This window comes from Nocardioides luteus (assembly GCF_015752315.1).
Taxonomy (GTDB): Bacteria; Actinomycetota; Actinomycetes; order Propionibacteriales; family Nocardioidaceae; genus Nocardioides.
Genome location: NZ_JADOVJ010000001.1, coordinates 1,785,307 through 1,809,236 on the forward strand (window position 1 = coordinate 1,785,307; position 23,930 = coordinate 1,809,236).

The 23,930-nt window shown below is 70.4% G+C and carries 20 protein-coding genes; 9 read left to right on the forward strand and 11 right to left on the reverse strand.

Annotated features, from left to right (window positions below; translation table 11 throughout):
• The first annotated feature begins 1 nt into the window (after nucleotide 1).
• Nucleotides 2-1,360, forward strand: a complete 1,359-nt coding sequence (locus HD557_RS08570; protein ID WP_196873569.1) for a flavin monoamine oxidase family protein — start codon at nucleotides 2-4, stop codon at nucleotides 1,358-1,360.
• Between the two features lie 86 nt (nucleotides 1,361-1,446).
• Nucleotides 1,447-2,043: an adenylate kinase gene (locus HD557_RS08575; RefSeq protein ID WP_196873570.1), complete on the forward strand. Its 597-nt coding sequence runs from the start codon at nucleotides 1,447-1,449 to the stop codon at nucleotides 2,041-2,043.
• Here the strand turns inward: HD557_RS08575 and HD557_RS08580 are convergent.
• Nucleotides 2,016-2,906: a LysR family transcriptional regulator gene (locus HD557_RS08580; protein ID WP_196876339.1), complete on the reverse strand. Its 891-nt coding sequence runs from the start codon at nucleotides 2,904-2,906 to the stop codon at nucleotides 2,016-2,018. The genes HD557_RS08575 and HD557_RS08580 overlap by 28 nt on opposite strands.
• A gap of 71 nt (nucleotides 2,907-2,977) precedes the next feature.
• Between HD557_RS08580 and gabT the strand changes: the two genes are divergently transcribed.
• From gabT to HD557_RS08600, 4 genes are all read left to right on the forward strand, one after another.
• A complete protein-coding gene (gene gabT / locus HD557_RS08585; protein ID WP_196873571.1) occupies nucleotides 2,978-4,315 on the forward strand; it encodes a 4-aminobutyrate--2-oxoglutarate transaminase in 1,338 nt (445 codons plus the stop codon).
• Nucleotides 4,312-5,781 (forward strand): NAD-dependent succinate-semialdehyde dehydrogenase, encoded by a 1,470-nt coding sequence (locus tag HD557_RS08590; RefSeq protein WP_196873572.1) that lies wholly within the window; start codon nucleotides 4,312-4,314, stop codon nucleotides 5,779-5,781. The genes gabT and HD557_RS08590 overlap by 4 nt, the downstream gene beginning before the upstream one ends.
• 166 nt (nucleotides 5,782-5,947) lie before the next feature.
• Nucleotides 5,948-9,400 (forward strand): indolepyruvate ferredoxin oxidoreductase family protein, encoded by a 3,453-nt coding sequence (locus HD557_RS08595; RefSeq protein ID WP_196873573.1) that lies wholly within the window; start codon nucleotides 5,948-5,950, stop codon nucleotides 9,398-9,400.
• Nucleotides 9,401-9,623: 223 nt separating this feature from the next.
• The gene (locus tag HD557_RS08600) at nucleotides 9,624-10,889 is read left to right on the forward strand and encodes a prolyl oligopeptidase family serine peptidase (RefSeq protein ID WP_196873574.1); all 1,266 of its coding nucleotides are present in this window, start codon (nucleotides 9,624-9,626) and stop codon (nucleotides 10,887-10,889) included.
• Between the two features lie 25 nt (nucleotides 10,890-10,914).
• Here the strand turns inward: HD557_RS08600 and HD557_RS08605 are convergent, their stop codons facing one another.
• From HD557_RS08605 to HD557_RS08625, 5 genes are all read right to left on the reverse strand, one after another.
• A complete protein-coding gene (locus tag HD557_RS08605) occupies nucleotides 10,915-11,406 on the reverse strand; it encodes a hypothetical protein (RefSeq protein WP_196873575.1) in 492 nt (163 codons plus the stop codon).
• A gap of 53 nt (nucleotides 11,407-11,459) precedes the next feature.
• Nucleotides 11,460-12,347 (reverse strand): bile acid:sodium symporter family protein, encoded by an 888-nt coding sequence (locus tag HD557_RS08610; RefSeq protein WP_196873576.1) that lies wholly within the window; start codon nucleotides 12,345-12,347, stop codon nucleotides 11,460-11,462.
• Between the two features lie 174 nt (nucleotides 12,348-12,521).
• Entirely contained in the window at nucleotides 12,522-12,857 is a 336-nt protein-coding gene (locus HD557_RS08615; protein WP_196873577.1) for a DUF1048 domain-containing protein, read from the reverse strand.
• 115 nt (nucleotides 12,858-12,972) lie between these two features.
• Nucleotides 12,973-14,268 carry an HNH endonuclease gene (locus tag HD557_RS08620; protein ID WP_196873578.1) on the reverse strand — a complete coding sequence of 432 codons (1,296 nt, stop codon included), beginning with the start codon at nucleotides 14,266-14,268 and terminating at the stop codon, nucleotides 12,973-12,975.
• Between the two features lie 61 nt (nucleotides 14,269-14,329).
• Nucleotides 14,330-14,584 (reverse strand): hypothetical protein, encoded by a 255-nt coding sequence (locus HD557_RS08625; protein WP_196873579.1) that lies wholly within the window; start codon nucleotides 14,582-14,584, stop codon nucleotides 14,330-14,332.
• 120 nt (nucleotides 14,585-14,704) lie between these two features.
• On the opposite strand from HD557_RS08625, the gene HD557_RS08630 reads away from it, so the two are divergent.
• Nucleotides 14,705-15,625 (forward strand): sulfite exporter TauE/SafE family protein, encoded by a 921-nt coding sequence (locus HD557_RS08630; RefSeq protein WP_196873580.1) that lies wholly within the window; start codon nucleotides 14,705-14,707, stop codon nucleotides 15,623-15,625.
• A 21-nt stretch (nucleotides 15,626-15,646) separates the two neighbouring features.
• Here HD557_RS08630 and HD557_RS08635 read toward each other — a convergent pair whose 3' ends face one another.
• The 4 genes from HD557_RS08635 to HD557_RS08650 are packed head-to-tail and all read right to left on the reverse strand — an operon-like array spanning nucleotide 15,647 to nucleotide 20,238.
• On the reverse strand, nucleotides 15,647-16,981 hold the full coding sequence (locus HD557_RS08635) for a glycoside hydrolase family 32 protein (RefSeq protein WP_196873581.1): 1,335 nt from the start codon (nucleotides 16,979-16,981) through the stop codon (nucleotides 15,647-15,649).
• A 55-nt stretch (nucleotides 16,982-17,036) separates the two neighbouring features.
• Nucleotides 17,037-17,888 (reverse strand): carbohydrate ABC transporter permease, encoded by an 852-nt coding sequence (locus tag HD557_RS08640; protein ID WP_008357649.1) that lies wholly within the window; start codon nucleotides 17,886-17,888, stop codon nucleotides 17,037-17,039.
• A complete protein-coding gene (locus HD557_RS08645; protein ID WP_040755017.1) occupies nucleotides 17,885-18,847 on the reverse strand; it encodes a carbohydrate ABC transporter permease in 963 nt (320 codons plus the stop codon). Before HD557_RS08645 ends, HD557_RS08640 begins: the two co-directional genes overlap by 4 nt.
• Nucleotides 18,847-20,238: an ABC transporter substrate-binding protein gene (locus tag HD557_RS08650; RefSeq protein WP_196873582.1), complete on the reverse strand. Its 1,392-nt coding sequence runs from the start codon at nucleotides 20,236-20,238 to the stop codon at nucleotides 18,847-18,849. Before HD557_RS08650 ends, HD557_RS08645 begins: the two co-directional genes overlap by 1 nt.
• Nucleotides 20,239-20,420: 182 nt before the next feature.
• On the opposite strand from HD557_RS08650, the gene HD557_RS08655 reads away from it, so the two are divergent.
• Together HD557_RS08655 and HD557_RS08660 are read left to right on the forward strand one after the other, a co-directional pair.
• Nucleotides 20,421-21,425 (forward strand): LacI family DNA-binding transcriptional regulator, encoded by a 1,005-nt coding sequence (locus HD557_RS08655; RefSeq protein WP_231380234.1) that lies wholly within the window; start codon nucleotides 20,421-20,423, stop codon nucleotides 21,423-21,425.
• Nucleotides 21,425-22,915, forward strand: coding sequence for a GH32 C-terminal domain-containing protein (locus HD557_RS08660; protein ID WP_196873584.1), 1,491 nt, complete (start codon nucleotides 21,425-21,427; stop codon nucleotides 22,913-22,915). The genes HD557_RS08655 and HD557_RS08660 overlap by 1 nt, the downstream gene beginning before the upstream one ends.
• Here the strand turns inward: HD557_RS08660 and HD557_RS08665 are convergent.
• Nucleotides 22,851-23,804 carry an Lrp/AsnC family transcriptional regulator gene (locus HD557_RS08665; RefSeq protein WP_196873585.1) on the reverse strand — a complete coding sequence of 318 codons (954 nt, stop codon included), beginning with the start codon at nucleotides 23,802-23,804 and terminating at the stop codon, nucleotides 22,851-22,853. The genes HD557_RS08660 and HD557_RS08665 overlap by 65 nt on opposite strands.
• Between the last annotated feature and the right edge of the window lie 126 nt (nucleotides 23,805-23,930).

Below are 23,930 nucleotides of genomic sequence, written 5' to 3' on the forward strand. Positions count from 1 at the left end.
CATGACCACCCACGACGTGATCGTGGTCGGCGCCGGCGTGACCGGCCTGACCGCGGCCTGGCGACTGGCCCAGGCGGGCCAGGACGTCCTCGTCCTGGAGGCGCGCGAGCGCGTCGGCGGCCGGCTGCGCACCGAGGCGCACGGCGCCCCCGGTGCCGAGGCCGACTTCGAGATCGGCGGCCAGTGGGTCTCGCCGGACCAGGACGCCCTGCTCGGCATCCTCGACGAGCTCGAGCTGCCGACCTACCCGCGCTTCCGCGAGGGCGAGTCCCTCTACGTCGACAACACCGGCGTCACCCACCGCTTCGGCGACGAGCTCCCGGTCGGAGAGTCCACCTCGGCCGCGATCGCGCAGCTGACCAAGACGCTCGACGCGCTGGCCGCCGCGATGGACCCGGCTCGGCCGTGGGAGCTCGACGACGCCGACCACCTCGACAGCGTCTCCTTCCGTGCCTGGCTCGAGCAGCAGTGCGACGACCCGGTCGCCGTCGACAACATCGCCCTCTACATCGGGCCGGCGATGCTGACGAAGCCCGCGCACTCGTTCTCCGCGCTCCAGGCGGTGCAGATGGCCGCCAGCGCCGGGTCGTTCAGCAACCTCGTCGACGCCGACGTGATCCTCGACCGCCGGGTCGTCGGCGGTCTGCAGCGGGTGCCGCTGGCGCTCGCCTCCCGTCTCGGTGACCGCGTCCGGCTCGGTCAGGACGTCACCCTGGTCGAGTGGGACGAGGACGGTGTCGTCGTGCACGTCGGCACCGAGATCCACGCCGCGCGCCGGCTCGTCCTCGCGGTCCCGCCGACGCTGGTCAAGCGGATCCGGTTCAGTCCCGAGCTCCCGGCCGAGCACCGGATCGCCCGCGAGCACCAGTCGTTCGGGCTGGTCATCAAGGTGCAGGCGCAGTACGCCACGCCCTTCTGGCGCGCCGACGGGCTCAGCGGCACCGGCTTCGGACCCTGGCAGCTGGTCCACGAGGTCTACGACAACACCCCCGAGGGCGAGCCGCGCGGCACGCTGGTCGGCTTCGTCTCCGACGAGCGCGCGGACGCGGTCGGACGGCTCTCCGACTCCGAGCGACGGGTTCGCGTGCTCGAGTCGCTGGCGGCGTACTTCGGGGACGCGGCGCTCGAGCCGCTCACCTACGTCGAGAGCGACTGGCAGCACCAGGAGCTGACCGGCGGTGCGTACGGGACGAGCTTCGACCTCGGCGGACTGACCCGCTGGGGCGCGGTGCTGCGCGAGCCGCTCGGGCCGATCGAGTTCGGCAGCAGCGACGTCGCCGGTCACGGCTTCCAGCACGTCGACGGCGCCGTACGCGTCGGCGACGAGATCGCGCACCGCATCCTCGCGGATGCAACGTGATCGCAGCGGACCGAGACCTAGCGTCACACCGGGCGCGCTCATCGTGGGGGTGAGCGCGCCAACCTCGAGAAAGGTCCACCAGTCGTATGCGCCTCCTCCTCATGGGACCGCCCGGTGCCGGCAAGGGCACCCAGGCCACCGTCATCGCCGAGCGATTCGCCGTGCCGGCGATCTCGACCGGCGACATCTTCCGGGCCAACGTCGCCGAGCAGACCGCGTTGGGCGTGGCCGCGCAGGCCTACATGGATGCGGGCGAGTACGTGCCCGACGAGCTCACCAACGCCATGGTCGCCGACCGGCTCGCGAGCGGTGACTGCGCCGACGGGTTCCTCCTCGACGGCTACCCGCGCACACCGCAGCAGGTGGCCGAGCTCGACGAGATCCTGGCGTTCGCCGACGTCGGGCTCGACGCGGTGGTGCTGCTCGAGGCCGACCCCGACGAGCTGGTGGGCCGGCTCCTGGCCCGGTCGCAGGAGCAGGGTCGCGCCGACGACACCGAGTCGGTGATCCGTCGCCGGCTCGAGGTGTACGCCGCCGAGACCGGCCCGCTCGCCGACCACTACGCCGAGCGTGACCTGCTTGCGAGGGTGGACGGCCTCGGTCCGGTCCACGAGGTCACCGAGCGGATCCTGACCGTGCTGACCTCGGTGGCCGCTCAGCGGACGGCGACCTCGGCGCCGTAGCGCTCGACGCAGAAGGCCGAGAGCCGCTCGGCCAGGGCGGCGAGGGCCTCGGCGGCATGGTGCTGGGGGTCCCAGGCCGCGTACAACCTGATCCGCACGCGCCCGGCCGGCGCCTCGATGTGCAGCGGTACGAGGCCGAAGCGCGGGTCGTCGGAGACGACCGCGACCCCGCGGCCCGACGCTGCGAGCGCCTGGGCGACCTGGGCGTTCGACACCTCGAGGACGTCGCCGTAGCCCACGGCGGCGTCCTCGGCCGCTGCGTCCAGCAGGGGCCGAGGCCGCAGATCCTCGGTGAGCAGCACGAGCGGCCGGGTCACCAGGTCGCGTACGCCCACGGACCCCCGCCCGGCCCACGGGTCGTCGGGCCGAACGTAGGCCCACACCGGCAGCACGGCGAGGGCGCGGGAGGCCAGGGACCGGCCCGGCGGCCGGGTGACGATCGCCAGGTCGGCGCCGGCCCGGACCGCGGCGGCCGCGCCGCGCGGGTCGAGCTCGCGCACCATCGCGACCGGGTCGTCGGGCCCGAGGGTCGCCAGGAACGGGGCGAGCACGTCGGTGAGCGTCGTGGACGGCACCGCGAGATGCAGCTCGTCCAGCCTTCCCGAGGCGAGCACCCCGACGGCGCGCTCGAGGTCGTCCGCGTGCGCGAGCAGATCGCGGGCGCGGGGGAGGAGGTCCTCGGCCGTGCGGGTGAGGCGCAGCCGTCGTCCCTCCCGGGCGAACAGCGGCACGCCCAGGCCGGCCTCGAGCTGGCGCAGCTGTCGCGACAGCACCGGCTGGGTCACGTGCAGCACCTCGGCGGCGCGGGTCGCGGAGCCCGCGTCGGCGGTGGCGACGAAGTAGCGCAGCAGGCGCAGATCCATGCTCACGAGGCATGATTGTAGTAGTCAAAAGGTCTTGGACGACATGTGTCGCGGAGGCTCATGCTGAACCCATGACCGAGCTCTCAACCCTCGAACAGTCCCGCCTCCTGCGTACGCCCCTCCCCGGCCCGCGCTCCCAGGAGCTCATGGCCCGCAAGGTCGCGGCCGTGAGCCAGGGCGTGGCCACGACCATGCCCGTCTTCGCCGCCCGTGCGGCCGGCGGGATCGTCGAGGACGTCGACGGCAACCGCTTCATCGACCTCGGCTCCGGCATCGCGGTGACCACCGTCGGCTCCAGCGCCACGCGCGTGGTCGAGGCAGTCTCCGAGCAGGTCGCCGCCTTCACCCACACCTGCTTCATGGTCACGCCCTACGAGGGCTACGTGGCCGTCGCCGAGCAGCTCGCCCGGCTCACCCCCGGTGACCACGAGAAGCGCACCGCGCTGTTCAACTCCGGCTCCGAGGCCGTCGAGAACGCGGTCAAGATCGCCCGCTCGTTCACCGGCAAGGACGCCGTGGTGGTCTTCGACCACGCCTACCACGGTCGCACCAACCTCACCATGGCGATGACCGCGAAGAACATGCCCTACAAGCACGGCTTCGGGCCGTTCGCCGGCGAGGTCTACCGGGCCCCGATGTCCTACCCGTTCCGCGACGCCGCCGAGATCGACGGCAAGCTGGCCGCGGCCCGGGCGACCTCCCTGATCGAGACGCAGGTCGGCTCCGAGAACCTCGCCGCCGTCGTGATCGAGCCGGTCCAAGGCGAGGGCGGCTTCATCGTCCCGGCGCCCGGCTTCCTCGCCGCGCTGGCGGAGTGGTGCCGCGCCCACGACGTGATCTTCGTGGCCGACGAGGTGCAGTCCGGCTTCGGCCGCACCGGCACCTGGTTCGCCGTCGAGCACGACGGCGTCGTCCCCGACCTCGTGGTCAGCGCCAAGGGCATCGCCGGCGGCCTGCCGCTCTCCGCGGTGACCGGCCGTGCCGACGTCATGGACGCCGTCCACCCCGGCGGCCTGGGTGGCACCTACGGCGGCAACCCGCTCGCCTGCGCCGCCGCGCTGGCCGTGATCGAGACCATCGAGACCGAGGACCTGCTCACCCGGGCCCGCCAGATCGAGGAGCGCCTCCTCGGGCGGCTCCGTGACCTGCAGAAGAGCGACCCGCGCATCGGCGACGTACGCGGCCGGGGCGCGATGATCGCCGCCGAGTTCGTCGACCCGGCCACCGGCGACCCGGACGGCGCGGTCGCCAAGGCCGTCGCCGCCTACGCCCACCGCCAGGGCGTCATCACCCTGACCTGCGGCACCTGGGGCAACGTCATCCGCTTCCTGCCGCCGCTGAGCATCTCCGACGAGCTGCTCGACGAGGCCCTGGACGTACTCACGACCGCACTGGAGGAGACCAAGTGACCACGAGCACCGAGCCTGTGACGACCGGCTATCTCGACGCCCTCGAGCCCGGCAGCGGCGTGCTGGTCGGCGGCAGGTGGCGTCCGGGCGCCGCCGGCGTCTTCGCGGTCGAGAACCCCGCGACCCGCGAGCACGTCGCCGACGTCGCCGACGGCACCACCGAGGACGCGACCGCGGCCGTCGACGCGGCCGCCGCGGCGCTCCCGGCGTGGTCGGCGCTGCCGCCGCGCACCCGCAGCGACCTGCTCGGCCGGGTACGCGACCTGATGCTGCGCGACGCCGACCAGCTGGCCGCGCTGATCGCGCTCGAGAACGGCAAGTCCCTCACCGACGCCCGCGGCGAGGTGGGCTACGCCGCCGAGTTCTTCCGCTGGTACGCCGAGGAGGCCGTGCGCCCGCACGGCGACTTCGGTCCCTCGCCGGCCGGCGGCACCCGCACGATCGTCACCCACAAGCCGGTGGGCGTGGCCGCCCTGGTGACGCCGTGGAACTTCCCGGCCGCGATGGCCACCCGCAAGATCGCCCCGGCCCTGGCGGCCGGCTGCACGGTCGTGCTCAAGCCGGCCTCCGAGACGCCCCTGACGGCGCTCGCGATCGCCCGGCTGATGGCCGAGGCGGGGGTGCCCGACGGCGTCGTCAACGTCGTCCCCGGCGTGGACGCCGCCGGCATCGTCAGCACCTGGCTCGCCGACCCCCGGGTCCGCAAGATCTCTTTCACCGGCTCGACCGGCGTCGGCCGCATCCTGCTCCGCCAGGCCGCCGACCGGGTCGTGAACACCTCGATGGAGCTCGGCGGGAACGCGCCGTTCGTGGTGACGTCCTCCGCGGACGTCGAGGCCGCGGTCGAGGGCGCGATGGTCGCCAAGTTCCGCAACGGGGGACAGGCCTGCACCGCGGCCAACCGGCTCTATGTCCACGCCGACGTCGCTTCGGAGTTCACCGAGCGTCTCGGTGCCGCCGTGGAGGCGCTGAAGGTCGGCCCCGCCGACCAGGGCAGCGACATCGGCCCGCTCATCTCCGCGAAGGCGTACGCCACCGTCACCGGCCTCGTCGACGCCGCCGTGGCCGCGGGCGCCGTGGTCGCCCACCGCGCCGAGGTGCCCGCCTCGGACGGCTACTTCTACGCGCCGACGGTCCTCACCGGCGTACCGGCCGACTCGCCGCTGCTGCGCGAGGAGATCTTCGGCCCGGTGGCCCCGATCGTGGTCTGGAACGACACCGAGGAGCTGCTGGCGGCGGTCAACGACACCGAGTTCGGCCTGGCGGCGTACGTCTTCGGCGAGCTGGGCGAAGCGCTGCACGTGGCCGAGCGGATCGACGCCGGGATGGTCGGGGTCAACCGCGGCCTCGTCTCCGACCCGTCGGCGCCGTTCGGCGGCGTGAAGCAGAGCGGCATCGGGCGCGAGGGCGCGCGGGCCGGGCTGGAGGAGTACCTCGAGACGCAGTACCTCAGCGTCGCCTGGTGACGGCGCCCGTGGTGATTGGCATCACGTAGGCCCCATCCATGATGATGTGACCCAGGCCACCCGCACACCCTGCGGGTGGTTCCTCGGGACTGCCTCACCCCGGCGGTCCCGGCAAACACTCCAGACGGACCACCAGTGCCGCCCGGCAGATTGAGGAGTCACCCCTATGACCGCAGTGTTCGAGCCCGGGACATCCTTCGAGGCTTACGACCTGGCCGACCGCTACCGCGTCGGAGCCGGCCCCGTGCTCCTGACCGGGATCCAGGCGATCGCGCGGATGCTCGTCGAGCAGCGTGCCCTGGACCAGCGCCGCGGCCTGCGGACCGGCACCTTCATCTCCGGCTACCCGGGCAGCCCGCTCGGTGGTCTCGACCAGCTCCTGCTGGGCCTGCCGAAGGAGATGGCCGACGCCGACATCACCGTCGTGCCCGGCCTCAACGAGGAGCTCGCCGCCACCGCCGTGTGGGGCTCGCAGTCCGCGGTCACCCTCGACACCGAGCGCTACGACGGCGTCACCGGCGTCTGGTACGGCAAGGGCCCCGGCGTCGACCGGGCGCTGGACGCGATGCGTCACGCCAACATGTACGGCGCCCACCCCAGCGGCGGCATGCTGATGCTCGTCGGTGACGACCCGGCCGCGAAGTCCTCCACGGTTCCCGCGGTCTCCGAGCGCACCCTGGCATCCCTCGGCATCCCGGTGCTGTTCCCGCGCAACGCCTCCGAGATCGTCGAGTACGGCATGGAGGGCATCGCCCTCTCCCGCGCCTCCGGCTGCGTGGTCGCGCTCAAGATCGTGGCCGACGTCGCCGACGGCGCCTGGGTGGTCAACCCGGAGATCGGCGTCCTCGACCCGGTGATGCCGAAGACCGAGTGGGAGGGCGTGCCCTACACCTACGAGCCGACCAAGATCGAGCTCTTCCCCGACCGGATCGTCGGCGCCGAGGCGAAGCTCTATGGCCCGCGGATGAACGTCGTGAAGGCGTACGCCGCCGAGAACCACCTCAACCGGATCGAGGTCAAGGCGCCGAACGCCAAGGTCGGCATCGTCGCCTCCGGCTCCTGCTACGACTCGATGCGCCAGGGCCTGAAGGACCTCGGCCTGGGCCACGACGAGCTGATGGCGGCCGGCATCCGGGTGCTGCGGCTGGGCATGATGTGGCCGGTCGAGCCGACCATCGTGTCCAGCTTCGCCGAGGGCCTCGACGAGATCGTCGTCATCGAGGACAAGACCTCCTTCATCGAGCAGGGCATCCGCGAGATCCTCTACGGCGAGCCCTCCGCCCCGGTCATCGTCGGCAAGAAGGACCGCGCCGGCGTCCCGCTGGTGCCGCTCGACGGCGAGCTGACCGCCGGCCGCCTGCTCGCGCCGCTGCGCCGCGCGCTGAAGGGCTACGCCGACCTGAAGCCCGCCGGCCCGGCCCGGATCGACCTGCCGCTGCTGGCGACCTCGCGCACGCCCTACTTCTGCTCCGGCTGCCCCCACAACCGCTCGACCGCGCTCCCGGAGGGGAGCCTGGGCGGCGGCGGCATCGGCTGCCACACCCTGGTCACCGCCTCGCAGCGCGAGGACAGCGCCGTCGTCGGCATCACCCAGATGGGCGGCGAGGGCTCGCAGTGGATCGGGCAGGCGCCCTACAGCCACGCCGGCCACACCTTCCAGAACGTCGGTGACGGCACCTTCTTCCACTCCGCCCAGCTGGCCATCCAGGCGTGCGTCGCGGCGGGCGTCAACATCACCTACAAGCTGCTCCACAACGACGTCGTCGCGATGACCGGTGCCCAGAAGCGTCAGGGCGAGGTCGAGATGGCGCAGCTGACCCACAAGCTGATGAACGAGGGCGTCAAGGCGATCATCGTGGTCGCCGACGAGCCCAAGCGCTACCGGCGCGCCAGCTTCCCCGCCGGCGTACGTCTCTGGCACCGCGACCGCCTCGACGAGGCCCAGCGGGAGCTGCGCGAGATCTCCGGGGTGACCGTGCTGATCTACGACCAGCACTGCGCCGCCGACGCGCGCCGCCAGCGCAAGCGCGGCAAGCTCGAGCCCCGCAACACCCGGATCGTGATCAACGAGGCCGTCTGCGAGGGCTGCGGCGACTGCGGCGTGAAGTCCAACTGCCTCTCCGTCCAGCCGGTCGAGACCGAGCTGGGCCGCAAGACCCGCATCGACCAGACCTCCTGCAACACCGACTACACCTGCGTCGAGGGGGAGTGCCCCTCGTTCATGGCCGTCGAGACCGACCCGAAGGCGAAGAAGGAGAAGCGGTCCACGCCGACGCCGCCCGAGGTCGCGGACCCGGGCTACGCCGAGCTCGACCGCACCTACGGCGTCTTCATGGCCGGCATCGGCGGCACCGGCATCGTGACCGTCAACCAGGTGCTCGCGACCGCGGCGCTCCGCGCCGGCTACGGTGTCGAGTCGCTCGACCAGGTCGGGATGAGCCAGAAGGCCGGTCCGGTGACCGGTCACCTGCGCTTCGGCCCGGGCGCGATCGAGCCCTCCAACCGGGTCACCCCCGGCTCGGCCGACGCGCTGCTCGGCTTCGACCTGCTCACCCTCGCCGAGGGCAAGAACCTCGCCTACGGCGACCCGGCGCGCACCCACGCGGTCGTGTCGACGTCGAAGACGCCGACGGGCCCGATGGTCTACGACAAGGACATCGCCTACCCGGCCGACGACGAGCTGCTCACCCGAGTCAACGGGGCGACGTCCTCGCTGCGTGCCTTCGACGCGCTCTCGGCCGCGGACACCCTCTTCGGCAACACCGCCGCGGCCAACTTCCTGCTGGTCGGCGCCGCCTACCAGGCCGGTGCGCTCCCGATCCCGGCCGCGGCCATCGAGGAGGCCATCGGCATCAACGGCGTCGCGGTCAGCGCCAACGTCGCCGCGTTCCGCTGGGGCCGCGCCTCGGTCGCGGCGCCGGAGGAGTTCGCCAAGGTCACCGGTACGGCCACCGCGCCTGTCGAGGAGATCGTCGTCCCGGCGCTGGACGAGGCGACGTTCGACGGTGAGGTCCGCCGCCTCGCGGAGTTCCGCGCCCCGAAGCTCGTCGCCTTCCAGAACCAGCAGACCGCCCGCGACTACGTCGAGGTCGTCGACCGGATCTGGAACGCCGAGCGCGCGGTGACCGAGGACACCCGCTTCTCCGAGGCGGTCGCCCGCTACCTGTTCAAGCTCACCGCCTACAAGGACGAGTACGAGGTCGCCCGGCTGCTCACCGCCCCGGCTGCCCTCGACGGCGTCCGCGCCGAGGTCCAAGGCACGATCAGCTTCAAGCTCTCCCCGCCGGTGTTCGGGGCGTTCCTGAAGGGTCGCAAGATGACCTTCGGCCCGCGCTCCCACTTCATGCTCCGCCTGCTGGCGACCATGAAGTTCCTGCGCGGCACGGTCCTCGACCCGTTCGGTCGTGCCCACGTACGCCGCACCGAGCGCGCCCTCCTCGCGCACTACACCGAGCTCGTCACCGGCCTCGCCGCGGACCTGACCGAGGAGTCGTACGCCCGGTCCGTCCGTCTCGCGGAGCTCCCGGACATGGTGCGGGGCTACGAGAACGTGAAGATGCGCAACGTCGAGGCCTACCGCGAGGCCCTCGCCGCCGAGGGGATCGACCTGGCGGTCTAGAGCACGCCGAAACGTCACTGCCAGCCTCGACCGCGCTCCGGCGCTGTCGAGGCTGGCGTCTGTCCGGCGGATGTTGCCGGCCGAGACGCAGCCCTGCCGAAGGAGACGCGCGGACCCCAGACCGGCACGGAAATGTTGACGTTCACATCGGCAGGTCACTAGCGTCCAGTGCCGATGTGATGTCGTTCACACCGCATGCTCGGTCCCTGCCGAAGGAGCTCCTATGCGCACCTCGATCACCCGCCGTTCCGTTCTCGTCTCCGGTGCCGCAGCCGGGGCCTCGGCACTGCTGGGCACGCCCGCGGCCAGGGCCGCCGTGAGCGCCTCGAGCGCCGGGGGCGGGGCATGGGTGACGCCGGTCGCCGAGGTGCTCGACGGTGGCGAGCAGGTGACGTCGCTGCGGATCTCGTCGGCAGCCCTGGCCCGTGCCGAGCGGTCGTCGCTCACGGCGAACACGTTCGCGGTGCACGTCGCGGCCACCAACCCGCTGACCGGAGTGGTCGCCTACGAGCAGGACCGGGTGGTCAATGCTGCAGGCTGGTCCCGCCGCGACGAGGTCACCCTGGAGCTCGAGCACGGCTGGGGCGTCGCCGGCGGGGGCACGCTGAGCTATATGGGGGCGTACGGGCGGAACGTGCTCCTGGACCTCGACTACACGGTCACCCAGGTCGAGCCTCTGCGGGGAGCCGCGGGGAGCGGTCGGATCGTGATCGACTCCTTCCGGCAGGGCCGGCTGTCCGACCGAGAGGTCGACGCGTTCGGCCATCACACGACCGCGTCCGGCCTGAACTACCGGTTGTTCTCGCCCGCCGGGGCCGGCGGCCCCGCGGGTGCGGCGCTCGTCGTCTGGCTGCACGGCGGCGGCGAGGGCGGCCTGCTCACCGACGGCTACGACTACTACGACAACGAGACACAGCTGCGTGCCAACCGGGGTGCGCTCGGGTTCGCCACACCGGAGGCGCAGGCTCGCTTCGGCGGAGCGTACGTGCTCGCGCCGCAGTCGACGTCCGCCTGGATGCTGGACGGCGACCGATTCGCACCGCTCGTCATGGAAGCGATCGAGGAGGTCGTCGCGACCCGCCGGATCGACCGGCGACGGATCCACGTGGTCGGCTGCTCCAACGGTGGCTACATGTCGCTGAAGATGGTCGCCGAGCATCCGGACACATTCGCGACCTCGACGCCGATCTGCTGTGGCATCGGTGCGCGCGACGGGTCGAGCACCTACTTCATCTCCGACGCCGAGCTCGAGGCGATGACGACGCCGACCTGGTTGGTTGCCTCCGCCGACGACACCACGCTGGACCCGCAGGCGAACACCGTCTACGCCCACGAGCGGATCGACGGCTCGATCATGAGCCTCTACGACGGGGTCACCTGGGACGGCAACACCTTCCCCGGCCACTGGTCGTGGATCTACGTCGCGCGCAACGACCCGAGCCACGAGGGCCGGAGCATCTGGGAGTGGATGGCGACGACGAAGCGGTGACCGGCGGCGTCCGGCGCGAGCTCGTCTAGAGCACGCCGAACGCCTCCGCCAGCCTCGACTGCGCTCCTGCGCTGTCGAGGCTGGCCTCGACCCGGCGGATGTTGCCGGCCGAGGGGTAGGCGAAGAGGGCCATCAGTGCCAGCGAGATGACCCCGCCGATGACGTACGTCATCACCTGGTCCTCGGTGAGGATGAACGCGAGGGCGAGGGAGACGAGAGCGACCAGCTCGCTGAGCACGAGCCGGAGGATCATCGACATCTGGTGCTTCTGCAGCGCCTCACCCTTCGCCTTCTCAGGAGCCGTGCCCGGGGTGACCGGAGCGACCCGGAACCCGATCGTCGACAGGATCAGGGCGACGACGACCCCGGCCACGACCTGACCGCCGATGACGTACGTCGAGGGCAGTGCCAGGTCGGCGTCGGGGAGGCTGAGGTAGACGACCAGGCCCAGCACCACGATCATGCTCATGAAGGCGAGCGCCAGCATCTGAACCGAACGCAGGGCGGGTGTGGGCATCTGGGACTCCTCATCGACTGGTGACGACAGGCAACCTAGCGGACGCGGGATCGTCAGGTCGTGACGTCGTGAGGCTCGGCCGGCCGGATCGCTCGCGAGCGGGTGATGAGGAAGCCGAAGGCGGTCGCGAGGACGTACATCACGATGCTGTAGACCGCGGCCGGGATGGCCACGGTCGTGTTGTCGAGCACGCTGAGCGCGATGGTGAGGGCGATGGTGGTGTTGTGGATCCCGACCTCCATCGAGGTGGCGATCGCCTGCTCCTGGCTGAGCCGGAGCACCCGCGCGCCGAGGTAGCCCAGGGTGAGGCTCGCGCAGCAGAACAGCGTCACGACCACGCCGATCTCGCGGAGGTAGTCGGCGATGTTCTCCCGCTCACCGAGGATCGCGCCGACCGAGACCATCACGAGCACCACGATCGAGAAGATCCGGACCGGGCGGTCCGCCCGGGCGGCGAACGTGGCGGACCGGTTCCGGACCACCATCCCGATCCCGACGGGGACCAGCACGATCGCGATGACCTGGATGACCTTGCCGAACTGCAGACCCAGGGTGTCCCCGGCGTCGAAGTAGCCGATCGCCGCGTTCGTGATCAGCGGGATCGAGACGGCCGCGAGGACCGAGTTGACGGCCGTGAGGGTGACGTTGAGCGCGACGTCGCCACGGAACAGATGGCTGAACAGGTTCGCCGTGGTCCCACCGGGAGACGCGGCCAGCAGCATGACCCCGACGGCGATCAGCGGATCCACGTCCGCGACCAGCACGAGCCCGAACGCGATCAGCGGCAGCACCAGAATCTGGAGCGTGAGCGCGACGATGACGGCTCGCGGCGTGCGTACGACGCGGCGGAAGTCTCCCGGCGTCAGGCTCAGGCCCAGACCGAACATGATGATCGCCAGGGCGATGGGGAGGCCGACCGAGAGCAGGGCCGAGTCGTTCACTGTGTTCCTCCGATGTGCGGGACGGCCGCCACGATCGGCCAAAGAGACGTGCGTCACAGTGCACCATGAGGAGAGGTCGGGCCACAGCCGAATCCGGCCAAAATGCCCGTGTCCCCTGCCGCAAGGAGCCTTGTCGGCTCGCGGCAGGGGACGTGGCGGTGAGCATCGCCGGGTTCAGGCGAGCTTGTCGGCGACCTTGTTGAGGGTGGCGCGCAGCTTGGCGCGGTAGGCGTCGTGCTGCTCGGGCAGTCGGGCGTCGCAGAACGCGGCCAGATCAGTGCCGGTGACCTCGACGACGGTGCGGCCGGCGGCGGCTTCGGTCTCGAAGAGGTCGAGGATGTCGCGCAGGATGTCGACGATGTCCATGCCGTCGCTGGCGGTGAAGCGCCACATGTAGTTCTTCATCTCGGCATACACGGTGCGGTAGTCGGCGGGGAGCTCGTTGGCGCGGGCTTCCATGCGCTTCCAGTCCTTCTTGTCGCCGATGAGGCGGGTGAGGATGTTGTTCATGTTCTGCTTCTTTCTTCGGTGGTTTCGGCTCCCTGTTTTGGGGCCGTGGAAGAAGCGTGCAGGGCTGACGTAGCGTCAGGGTCAAGCACTGATCCGAAGAAAGTTCTCGAGAGCCTCAGGCTGCGAGTGTGTGGTCGAGGAGCAGGTCGCGCAGCGTGAACTCTGCCCGAGACAAAGGTGGTGGGTCTTGTGCCCAGGTCTCGGGTGGTGGGCTGACATAGGTGTGCCCGGTGGGTGTGACCGTGATGATGCTGCCGTCTGGGCCTGGTCTGGCCTGCCAGCCGATCGCTTCCTTGGCCTGGTTACAGCGCTCGCACAAGCCCTGCAGGTTCTGGGCGCTGGTTTCTCCGCCATCGGCGTGGCGTTCGACGTGGTCGATGTTGCGGATCGGGGCATCACAGCCGACCGTCCTGCAGATTCCGGCGTCGCGGGTGGTGATGAACTCGGCCAGCCCGTCGGGTGCTTTCCGGGGCCGGGACTCCATCGCGACCAGTTGACCGGCGGGGTCGGTGAACAATCGGCGCACGAACACCTCGGCATCGGCCAGTTCCTCGCGGGCCCAGGTGGCGGGGACGGGGCCGTAGCCTTCGACCATCGCCGGCTGGTCGCTGGTGTTGGTGAGTGCGTCGGCGGTCATCACGATCTTGACCTCGATCCGCGGCTTCGCCTCAGCGGTGCTGCGGCCGGTGATCCGGTCGACGAGGGTGTCGGCCATGACCTGGCCCCGGGTCCGTTCGTCGCCGGCGGCGCGGGCGGCGTTGGCGGCCTGGTCCAGGGCGGCGAAGACGGCGACGCTGTCCTTGACCGGGAGCAGGGCGCCGAGCCAGGTCATGGTGTCGGGTGCCGGCCGCAGGCTGACGCGGCGGTCTTTCGCGGCGTTGGCGGCGCGGGCGACGACGGAGGCCTGGTCGAGGGTGATGGCGAGTTCCTTGGCGGCGTTCTCGAGCTGGCGTAGCCCCATCGCCACCGCCTTCGCGGGCTGCCCGTTCGGCCCGGGTGCGCAGAGCTCGTGGTCGATGACCCGCCTGTCCTCCAAGGAGAGGCAGGCGGTCTCCCTGGCGAGGATGGTGGCCTGCCACTGCGAGAACAACCCGTTCTTCATCAGGGCGAAGGTGTGCGGCATCTCTGTGAGGAGGATCTTCGCCAGCCCTAGGAGCTTCGCGCCCTTGGCCGGGGAGACCCGGCGCGCCAGCGCGATCTGGGAGGCCACTCCTTCGCCCAGTTTCCGGACAGCAACTCCGGCCTCAGCTTGGCGAACGCGGGCGGCCTCCTCCAGGCGTACCGCTGCTTCGGCCTGCACCGCTTCGGCGATGCAGTTCACCTGTTCGAGACGAGTGATCCAGTCGACCAGCTCTCGCTCGGACGCACCCGGAGGTGGCCCGTCGAGGAGGCGGTCGAGGGTCTCGTACATAGTGCTTATTATATGCGTGCACGCACGATCCCGCTACTCATTTAGGCTGTTCAGAGCGCAGTTATGCAGTCAGCGAACAAGTCACGTGAGTGCTGCGCCACACCCTCGCCGCCGCCCCGATATAGGCGAAATCTTTCTCGATCGGGTGCCGGGTCAAGGATGGCCGAAGGTCACCGCGAAGCGGCGCCCGAAGGGCGTCCTTGACGCGGCGCGCGATCGAGAAACACTCAAGGAACGGGTCGGCGGCGAACCCTGAACCGAAGAAACAGTCGACAAGCGAGGTTTCCTCAAGGGTGGTCTCGACAAGCTCGACCACCGGCGCCTCCCGCGGCCCGCCCAGCCCCCGAGACACCCCCGAGACCGTTGATTCGATCTTTTATAGTAAATCGAGTTACATGACTATTTCACGGTCTTCGATCCCACGCAGGAGGTTCGCATGGAGCGCCTGATCATTTTCGCGCTCGTCGGTCTCGCGGCCCAGGCTGTCGACGGGTCACTGGGGATGGCGTACGGCGTCACCTCGAGCACGCTGCTGGTCGCCACCGGGGTCGCCCCGGCGGTGGCGTCGGCGTCGGTGCACTTGGCCGAGGTCGGCACCACGTTCGTCTCGGGCGTCTCCCACTGGAGGCTCGGCAACGTCGACTGGAAGGTTGTGGCGAAGATCGCGGTCCCCGGCGGCATCGGTGCCTTCACCGGTGCGACGGTCCTCTCCAACATCTCCACCGAGAGCGCGACGCCCTGGGTGGCCGGCCTCCTGCTCCTCCTGGGCGTCTACATCATCGCCCGCTTCGTCTTCGGCAAGCCGCCGGTCTTCATCCCGGGCCGCCGCCCGGGTCTCGGGCTGCTCGCCCCGCTGGGTCTCTTCGGCGGCTTCATCGACGCCACCGGTGGTGGCGGCTGGGGTCCGGTGACCACGCCCACCCTGATCTCCAGCGGCACCCTGCACCCGCGCAAGGTGATCGGCTCGGTCTCCACCGCCGAGTTCGTCACCACCCTCTCCGCCAGCGTCGGCTTCCTGGTCGGGCTGGCCGGAGAGGCGCTCGACTGGCGGATCATCGGCGGCCTCCTCGTCGGTGGCGTGATCGCGGCCCCGTTCGCCGCCTACCTCGTCAAGCACCTCTCGCTGCCCATCCTCGGCGGCCTGGTCGGCAGCATCATCCTGATCACCAACGGACGTACGCTGCTGCGCAACTTCGACGCCGAGTCCGTGGCCGCCTACGGCGTGCTCTTCGCCCTCGCCGCCGTCATCGTGACCATCGCGGTGCGCAAGACCGGCGGCCGGCTCACCGAGGCTCAGGAGGCGGAGCCGGCGACGGCGCCCGCCGCCGAGCCCGCGTCCGAGTCCGCCAACCTCTGACCGGGGCCGCCGCCGGCGCCGCTACCGCGCGTCGGCGCCGTGCAGCCGCCAGGTGAGCGCACCGGCAGGCGCCTTCAGCCGCCAGGGAGGCGGCTGGGTCGGGTAGACCCGCGCCGTGGCCACCCGGCCGGCGCTCGTGAACGCCTCGATGACCGAGCCGTCCAGGAACAGCCGGAGCGCGGGCGCCCCGGCAGAGGTGTCGTACGCATCGTCGACCACGATCCGCCAGGGCTCGGCACGATCGTCGCGACTGGCATGGCGCCCGTCGAGGACGAGCGTTCCGGCACCGGTGTCGACCGTGATCTCGACCGACTCGGCCTCGCCGAACTCGAGAAGCACCGTGCCGTCCACGTGCGGGACCGAGATCTCGGCCTGAGCGCCGATCTCCACGCCGCCACCGTCGACGGCGGCCGAGCCGGATCCGGAGCGGAGGCCGTCGATGGTCCGCACCGGCGCGAACCGGAGCCCGCCGTCGGGCCCGAGCGCGACGGTGCGCGGCAGCGAGATCGTCCCCGCCCAGCCGTCCTCGTGCCACCAGTCCGGCGAGCGACCCTCGGTGATCCAGCCGAACATCAGCGGACCGTAGGGGCTGGTCCGCATCGCCGAGGCGGCGTAGAAGCTCGGGCCGTCGTCGACCCGGACGGCGCGCTCGGGCTGGTCGGCGAAGAAGGCGAGCACGTTCGCCGGGCCGTCGGCGTGCGACCACGACGACACGACCGCGAGGGCGCGCCCGTCCAGGTTGTAGATCTGCGGGCACTCCCAGCCCTCGCCGGAGTCGTTGCCGTCGACGTCCTGCCGGGTCAGGGACGCCAGGTCACCGATGTAGCTCCAGCCGGCCTCGGTCCGGCGGTAGTGCCGGATCGACGCCGTCTGGTCAGGTCCGGCCGCCCCGACCACGAGGTGCAGGCCGTCGTCGGCCTGCCAGGCGAAGGGATCGCGGAACATCGTGATGCCCTCCTCCGGGTCGGGGTCGAGACCGATCAGCTCCGGGGCGTCGAAGGTCGCGCCACCGTCGCGGGAGAGGGAGGTGATCACGGGCTGGAACTCCAGGTCGTTGCGCCGGCCCGAGTAGAAGACACGTACGTTCTCATCCTCGAGGATCGTGTTGCCGGACCAGCAGCCATCGGTGTCGGGGCCACCCGGCTCGGGTGCCATCGCCGGCCGGTGCAGCCGCCAGGTGACGAGGTCGGGGCTGCTGGCGTGGCCCCATTCGACCGGCACCTCGGTGTCGGTGCTGGGGCGGTACTGGAAGTAGAGGTGGGTGGTGTCGCCGACCTGGATCGGTCCGTTCGGGTCGTTGAGGTAGCCGCGCGGCGGGCGGATGTGGAATCGCGGCAGCAGGTGGTCCGTGGGCAAGGCGCACTCATTTCTGGGGTCGGTGAAGCGAGACGAGAAGGGAGAGGGAGGAGGGTCAGCGGAACGAGCCCGCGGTGACGCCCTCGATGAAGTAGCGCTGGGCGAAGACGAAGAGCAGGACGCTGGGCACCATCGCCAGCACGACGCCGGCGAGGACCACGGAGATCGACCCCGTGCCGAGGTTGCCCTGCAGGCCGACCAGGCCGAGCGGCAGCGTGAAGGTGTCCTGCGACTGCAGGAAGATCAGCGGTCGGTAGAACTCCGCCCAGAAGGCCGAGAAGTTCAGGATGGCCAGGGTCGCCACGGCCGGAGCGGCCATCCGGGCGTAGACCATCGCGAAGATCTGGAACTGGGAGGCTCCGTCGATCCGGGCCGCCTCGCCCAGCTCGAGCGGCATCTGCATGAAGTACTGCCGCATCAGGAAGGTGCCGAACGCGCTGCCCAGCGCCGGTATCACCAGCGCGCCGAGACTGTCGGTGAGGCCCAGCGTCTTCACGATCACGAAGACCGGGATGATGATCGTCTGCAGCGGCACCATCATCGTGGCCAGGAAGATCCCGAAGATGGCGTTGCGGCCCGGGAACCGGATCATCGCGAACGCGTAGCCCGACAGCGTGCAGGTGATCGTCTGACCGACCACGATCAGCACGGTGACGATCGTGCTGTTGATCAGGAAGGTGCCGATCGGCACCTGCTGGAAGACGGCCGAGTAGTTCCCGAAGTCGGGATTCACCGGCAACCACTTGGGCGGGTTGGTGAACGCCTCGGCAGGAGTACGCAGCGACGTGGTGAGCGTCCAGAGCAGGGGACCGAGGGCGACGACCGCCGCGAGAAGGAGCACGACGAGGCCCACGCCCCGCCAGAACCGGCCGGCGATGCCGCCGTTGAGGATCATCTGATTGCTCATCGGTAGAACGCCCACTTTCGCGCGGCGAGGAACTGGAGCCCGGTGATGGCCAGGATGATCACGAGCAGCACGCTCGCGATCGCCGAGGCGTAGCCGAACTGGAGGTTCTGGAATCCGGTCTGGTACATCACGATGGTCGCGGTCGTGGTCGCCGTGCCAGGCCCGCCCTTGGTCATGATGAACGGCTGGTCGAAGAGCTGGAGCGCGTTGATCATCGCGACGACCGTGGCGAACAGGATCGTGGGGCTGATCAGCGGGATCTTGACCCCGAACAGCGTGCGGACCGGCCCGGCGCCGTCGATCGCGGCCGCCTCCAGGACGTCGGTCGGCAGCGAGGTCAGCGCCGCCACGAACATCACGAACGTGAACCCGACCTGCTGCCAGGCGGCGATCAGGATGATCGTCACGATCGCGCCCCACGTACTGGTCAGCCAGGGGACCGACGGCAGGCCGACCGCGTTCAGGTAGTAGTTGATCACCCCGAACTTCATGTCGAACATGTAGCCCATGAAGATCGAGACGGCCGCCGTCGAGGCGAGCAGGGGCAGGTAGAACGTCGTCCGGAAGAACGTCTTCGCGGCGGGCCGGCGGCGCTGGTTCACCAGGACGGCCAGGCCGAGCCCCACGACGAGCTGCACGACGACGATGCCGAACGCGAGCAGCAGCGTGGTCCCGAACGAGCTCACGACCGCGTCGTCTCGGACGATGCGCTCGAAGTTGTCGAGCCCGACGAACCTCGGCGGCGTGATGACGTCCCAGGAGAAGAACGACAGCGCGACCGAGGCGATCATCGGGACCAGCGTGAAGACCGCGACGAAAAGCACCGCCGGCGAGATCATCAGGAACCCGAACCCGGCTTCCCGCCGGGCGAGCCGGCGGGTGCCGCGGCGTGGACGGCGCTCGGGATCGGTACGAGGCGGGCGCGAGTGCCCACTCCGGGGAGGAGCCAACGTCGACATCAGACGCCCTTCACGGCCTTCTCGAAGTCGGCCTGCATCCCGTCCAGCGCCGCCTTCGCGTTGCCGGAGGAGATGGCCTTGGTGGTGCGCTGGTTGAGCGAGGTCGCCAGCGCGTTGTAGTAGGGCGGCGCCGAGATCGGGACAGATCCGTCGAGCTGGTCGTAGAAGACCGACCAGTTGGCCGGGCCGGTGCTCGCGTAGCGCTCGGCGGTCATCAGCGACTTGCGACCCGGCGTGGTGACGTTGCCCGGGAACATGATGTCGAAGCTCTCCGGCTGCACCATCATCTTCACGATCTCCCAGGCGAGGTCCTTCTTCTCCGAGGAGTTGAAGATCCCGTAGCCGCCGGCGCCGAAGAGCGACTTGTTGCTCTTCCAGGTGGGGAAGCGCTGTACGTCGAAGCTGCCGTCCTTCATGCCGGCGTTGTGCAGTCCCCCTGCCCAGAACCCGCCTCCGATCGTCATCCCGATCCGGCCCGAGGAGAACAGCCCCTGCAGGGTGGCACCGCCGCCGACGTCGGGGGAGGGGGAGAGGTTCGAGCGCTGCAGGTCGATGAGGTACTCCAACGCCTCGACCGCGGCCGCCGAGTTCGCCGTCGGCTGGCCCCACTTCCAGCCGCCGCCCCGGCCCGCGGCAGCGGCAGGGTTGTTCTTGTAGGCGCTCTTCCACAGCCAGTCGCCGCCGGTGTACTTGCCCTCCTCGAGGAGGTTGCCGCCGTTGGCGTAGAGGAACGAGGTCCAGCTGCCCCACAGCCGGACCACCCAGTCGAACGCGTAGACCTTCGGACCGGTCGCGGCGATCTTCGTGGCGTACGTGTGGAAGTCGTCCATCGTCCACGACTCGGCCGGGGCCTCCAGGCCCGCCTTCTTCAGCAGGTCGGTGCTGTAGAACATGCTGCCGGCGTTGAAGCTGTCGGGGAGCTCGTAGAGGTGGCCCTCGTACATCATCGACTCGACCAGCGCCGGGTGGATGTCGTCGAAGTAGCTCTGCAGCGAGGAGAGGTCCTTGGTCACGTAGCTGTCCAGCGGGACCAGGAGCTCCTTGGAGGCCATCAGCTGCAGGCCCTCGGTCGCGACGCTGACCAGGTCGGGCGCGGAGCCCGAGGCGATCTGGGTGAGCACCTTGGCGAGGAAGTCGTTCCAGTCGGTGCCGTTGATGCCGGTGACCTCGAGCTTCATGGCCTTGTCGAGCTTGGTCACCTGAGGCTGCAGCTTCTTCTGCAGGGCCGTGGCGGCGCTCTGCTGGCCGAAGTAGAGCATCTTGATCGTGTCAGATCCCGAGCCGCTGCCCGAGCAGGCTGAGAGCGGTCCCAGTCCGAGCGCGGCGATGCCGGCTCCACCGAGCTTGAGCAGTGCGCGACGGTCCATCCCGGCGCCGATGATGTGGGTCATCTTCGCCCCTTCCTCATGGGTGGGCGACGGCACCTTGACCGCCACCCAATACGTATTGGTGTGACGACGGTAACAGTGCTTGAATGCGATGGCAATACGTATTGGTAAGGTGCCATCATGAGCTCGTGGAGGATCCTTTGACGTCAGACGCAGGCCCGCGCCCCGGACAACGCAGGGTGACCATGAAGGACGTGGCGAAGCGAGCCGGGGTCTCGCAGCCGACGGTCTCGTTCGTGCTCAACGACCGCCGGGACGTCTCGGTCGCGGAGGAGACCCGCGCCCGCGTGCTGGAGGCCGCGGCCGAGCTCAACTTCCGCCCCAACCGGGCCGCCCAGTCGCTGCGCTCCAACCGGCCCTACACGATCGGTGTCATCACCGACCAGATCGTGTCGCAGCCCTACGCGGGTCAGATCCTGCTCGGCATCCAGCAGGCCGTCCAGCCTTCCGGCTACGTCTGCTACGTCGTCGAGCGGGCCGGCACCGCGGACACGCGCGACGACGCGGTGAGCAACCTGCTGGCCCAGGGCGTCGCCGGTGTCATCTACGCGTCGCACGGCGCGAACCCGATCCGCGCCAGCCGCGGTGCGCGCGACACCCGCTCGGTCTACGTCAACTGCTGGCCGCACGTCGACGGCGAGCAGGCCTGTGTCGTGCTCGCAGACGAGTACGCAGGTGGTGCGCTGGCGGCGACCGCCGCGTTCGAGGCGGGGCACCGCGACGTGGTCTTCCTCGGTGGGTTCCGCGACGACTACGCCTGTCACGAACGCGAGCGCGGCTTCGTCGACGCGGCGACCCGGGCAGGTCTCGACCCGACCAAGCTGCGGCGTGTGTACGGGGGCTACCAGATCGGCTCCGGCTACGAGCTCGCGCTCTCCATCCTCCGCGAGAGCGCCCCGACCGCCTTGGTCTGCGGCAACGACCGGATGGCCGTGGGTGCGCTGCTCGCCGTCCACTCGCTGGGCCTGGAGTGTCCGCGCGACGTGAGCATCATCGGCTACGACGACCAGCCCGACATCGCCGACCAGGTGCACCCTGCCCTCACCACGGTCAGGCTGCCCCACCTGGAGATGGGGGCGCTGGCCGGACGGCTGATGCTCGCCGACGGCGACCCCGACCCCGGCCGCCATCTGGTCGACTGCGAGCTGGTCGTACGCAGCTCCCTGGCCGCACCGCGAGCGGGCGCCTGATGGGGGAGAAGGCCACGGTCCACTTCCGTCCGGAGGGGGCCTACGTCGGTGACGTGATCCCGTTCGCGCACGAGGGCGTCGTGTGGCTCTACTACCTCCTGGACGGCCGTGACCCGGCCGTCGACGACGAGGGCCTCCGGCGCACCGGCATGCCCTGGGCCGCGGTGACCACCACCGACTTCGTCCACTTCGAGGACCGCGGCGTGGTGCTGCCCTCGGGCGGCGCCGACGCGGAGGACTTCGACTGCTACACCGGCAGCGTCGTCACCGGCGACGACGGCACCCTCCACCTCTTCTACACCGGCCACAACCCCCGCGTACGCTCCGCCGACGGCGACCTGCAGATCGTCTGCCACGCCACCAGCGACGGCGATCCGGCGCGGTGGACCAGGCACCCGGAGTGGTCCTTCGGTGCGCTGCCCGGCCACCTTCCCGAGGACTGGCGCGACCCGTTCGTCCACCGGCCCGATCCGGACGGGCCCTGGCAGATGCTCCTCGCGGCCCGCCGCGACGGCGGCCCGGACCGTCGCCGTGGCGTGGTCGCCACGCTGACCTCCGACGACCTGATCACCTGGCGTCCGGATGTCCCGGTCTGGGACCCGCGCCGCTTCATCACCCAGGAGTGCCCGGACGTGTTCCGGATGGGGGAGCACTGGTATCTGGTCTACTCGGAGTTCTCCGACGCCTTCCAGACCCGCTACCGGATCGCGTCCTCGCCCGAGGGTCCCTGGCTGGCGCCCGCCGACGACACCGTCGAGGGGCGGGCCTTCTACGCCGCCAAGACCGTCGAGCACGACGGACGGCGCTACTTCATCGGCTGGATCGCCTCGCGTGAGCACGAGAGCGACTCCGGAGCCTGGCAGTGGGCCGGTGACATGGCCGTCCTCGAGGCCGGCCAGCGGCCCGACGGGAGCCTCACCTTCGACCTGCCGCACCAGACCGCGGCGCTCTTCTCGGACGCGGCCGACGTCACCGGGTCGCTGGTGCCGGTCGACGGCGCCGACGCCGTGCCCGGGGCCGGCGCCCGGACCAGGCACAGCACCTGGCTCGGCCCGGAGACGCCCACCCGCGCGCTGGTCACCGCGGAGCTCGAGATCGCGCCAGGCACCCAGGCGTGCGGGCTGCTGCTCCGGGCGAGCGAGGAGTCGGGATACGAGATCCGGCTCGAGCCGCAGCGCGGCCGGATGGTCTTCGACCGCTGGCCACGCACCCGCACCGGCGGCGAGCAGTGGCAGATCCAGGGCGACGTACCGCATGCGGTCGAGCTCGAGCGGTTCGCCGACCTCGCGCCCGGCCGGCACACGGTGCGGGTCCTCCTCGACGGCTCGCTGTGCACCGTCGTGCTCGACGGGAGCGTCGCGATGAGTGCGCGGATGTACGACCACCCCACCGGGCGGGCCGGCGTCTTCGTGACCGACGGCGAGATCACCCTGGAACGGCTGGAGATCCGGCGCCCTCGCCCAGACGCAGGGAAGCGTACGTCTCCTTGACGAACCGGAGATGGCTCCAGGTCTCGGCCTCGCGGACGCCGTCGAGCTCGCGGATGTGGTCGAGCACGCCGACGAGGTCGCCGGAGGTGGCGGTGTTGACGGTGAGCAGGGCGTCGTAGCGCCCCAGCGTCCGGGCCACGAAGGTGACCGACGGGAGGGTGGCGAGCTGCTCGGCGATCGGGCGGTGGGCGGCGCCGTCGAGACGGAGCCCGATCCCGGTCGCCGTACGGCGCTCCCGGCCCGAGTGGCGCACGACCGCGCCGACCCGGACGACGTTGCCGTCGAGCAGGCGGACGACGCGCCGGCGGGTGCCGGCGGGGGAGAGGCCCACGCTCGCGGCGAGCTCGACGAAGGAGGCGCGGCCGTTCGCCTGCAGCGCGCGCAGCAGTGCGTAGTCGGTCTCGTCGAGCGACCCGGCGGCGGGTGCGGGGCCGACCGGGGCGGCCACGTCGCGGATGACCTCGGTGTAGAGCAGCGTCTCGGTGGTGACGATGCCGTCGATCGCGCGCACCTCGGCGAGGGCGTCGTCGATCCGGCCGATGTCCTTCGCCCGGAGCTCCAGCACCAGGGCATGGTGGCCGCTGGTCATCGAGACCAGCGTGGTGTCCTCACGTGCGGCGGCCGCCTGCGCGACGTGGGCCGCGGAGCCGTTCACGGTGACCGAGACGTGGGCGAGCACGTCGTGGCCGAGGACGGCGGGATGAACGACTCCCCGGACGTCGATGTGCCCCTCCGTCAGGAGCCGCTGCACCCGGGTGGCGGCCGCTGATCGGGAGAGGCCCACCTGGGCGGCGATCTCACGGTGGGTGAGCCGACCGTCCTCCTCGAGCAGGACGAGGATCGCCTCATCGGTGCTGTCGAGGACGGCGGGCGCGAATTCGTTCGACATTTTTTGGGAGCGTCTCCAAGGTCAGACCGATCCTCCAGGATCGGGATCGAATGACATTATGACGGATCTGTCGGTCTTTACCGGCATATCGAAACCCATTACAGCCAGGTTAAGAACGAAACGATT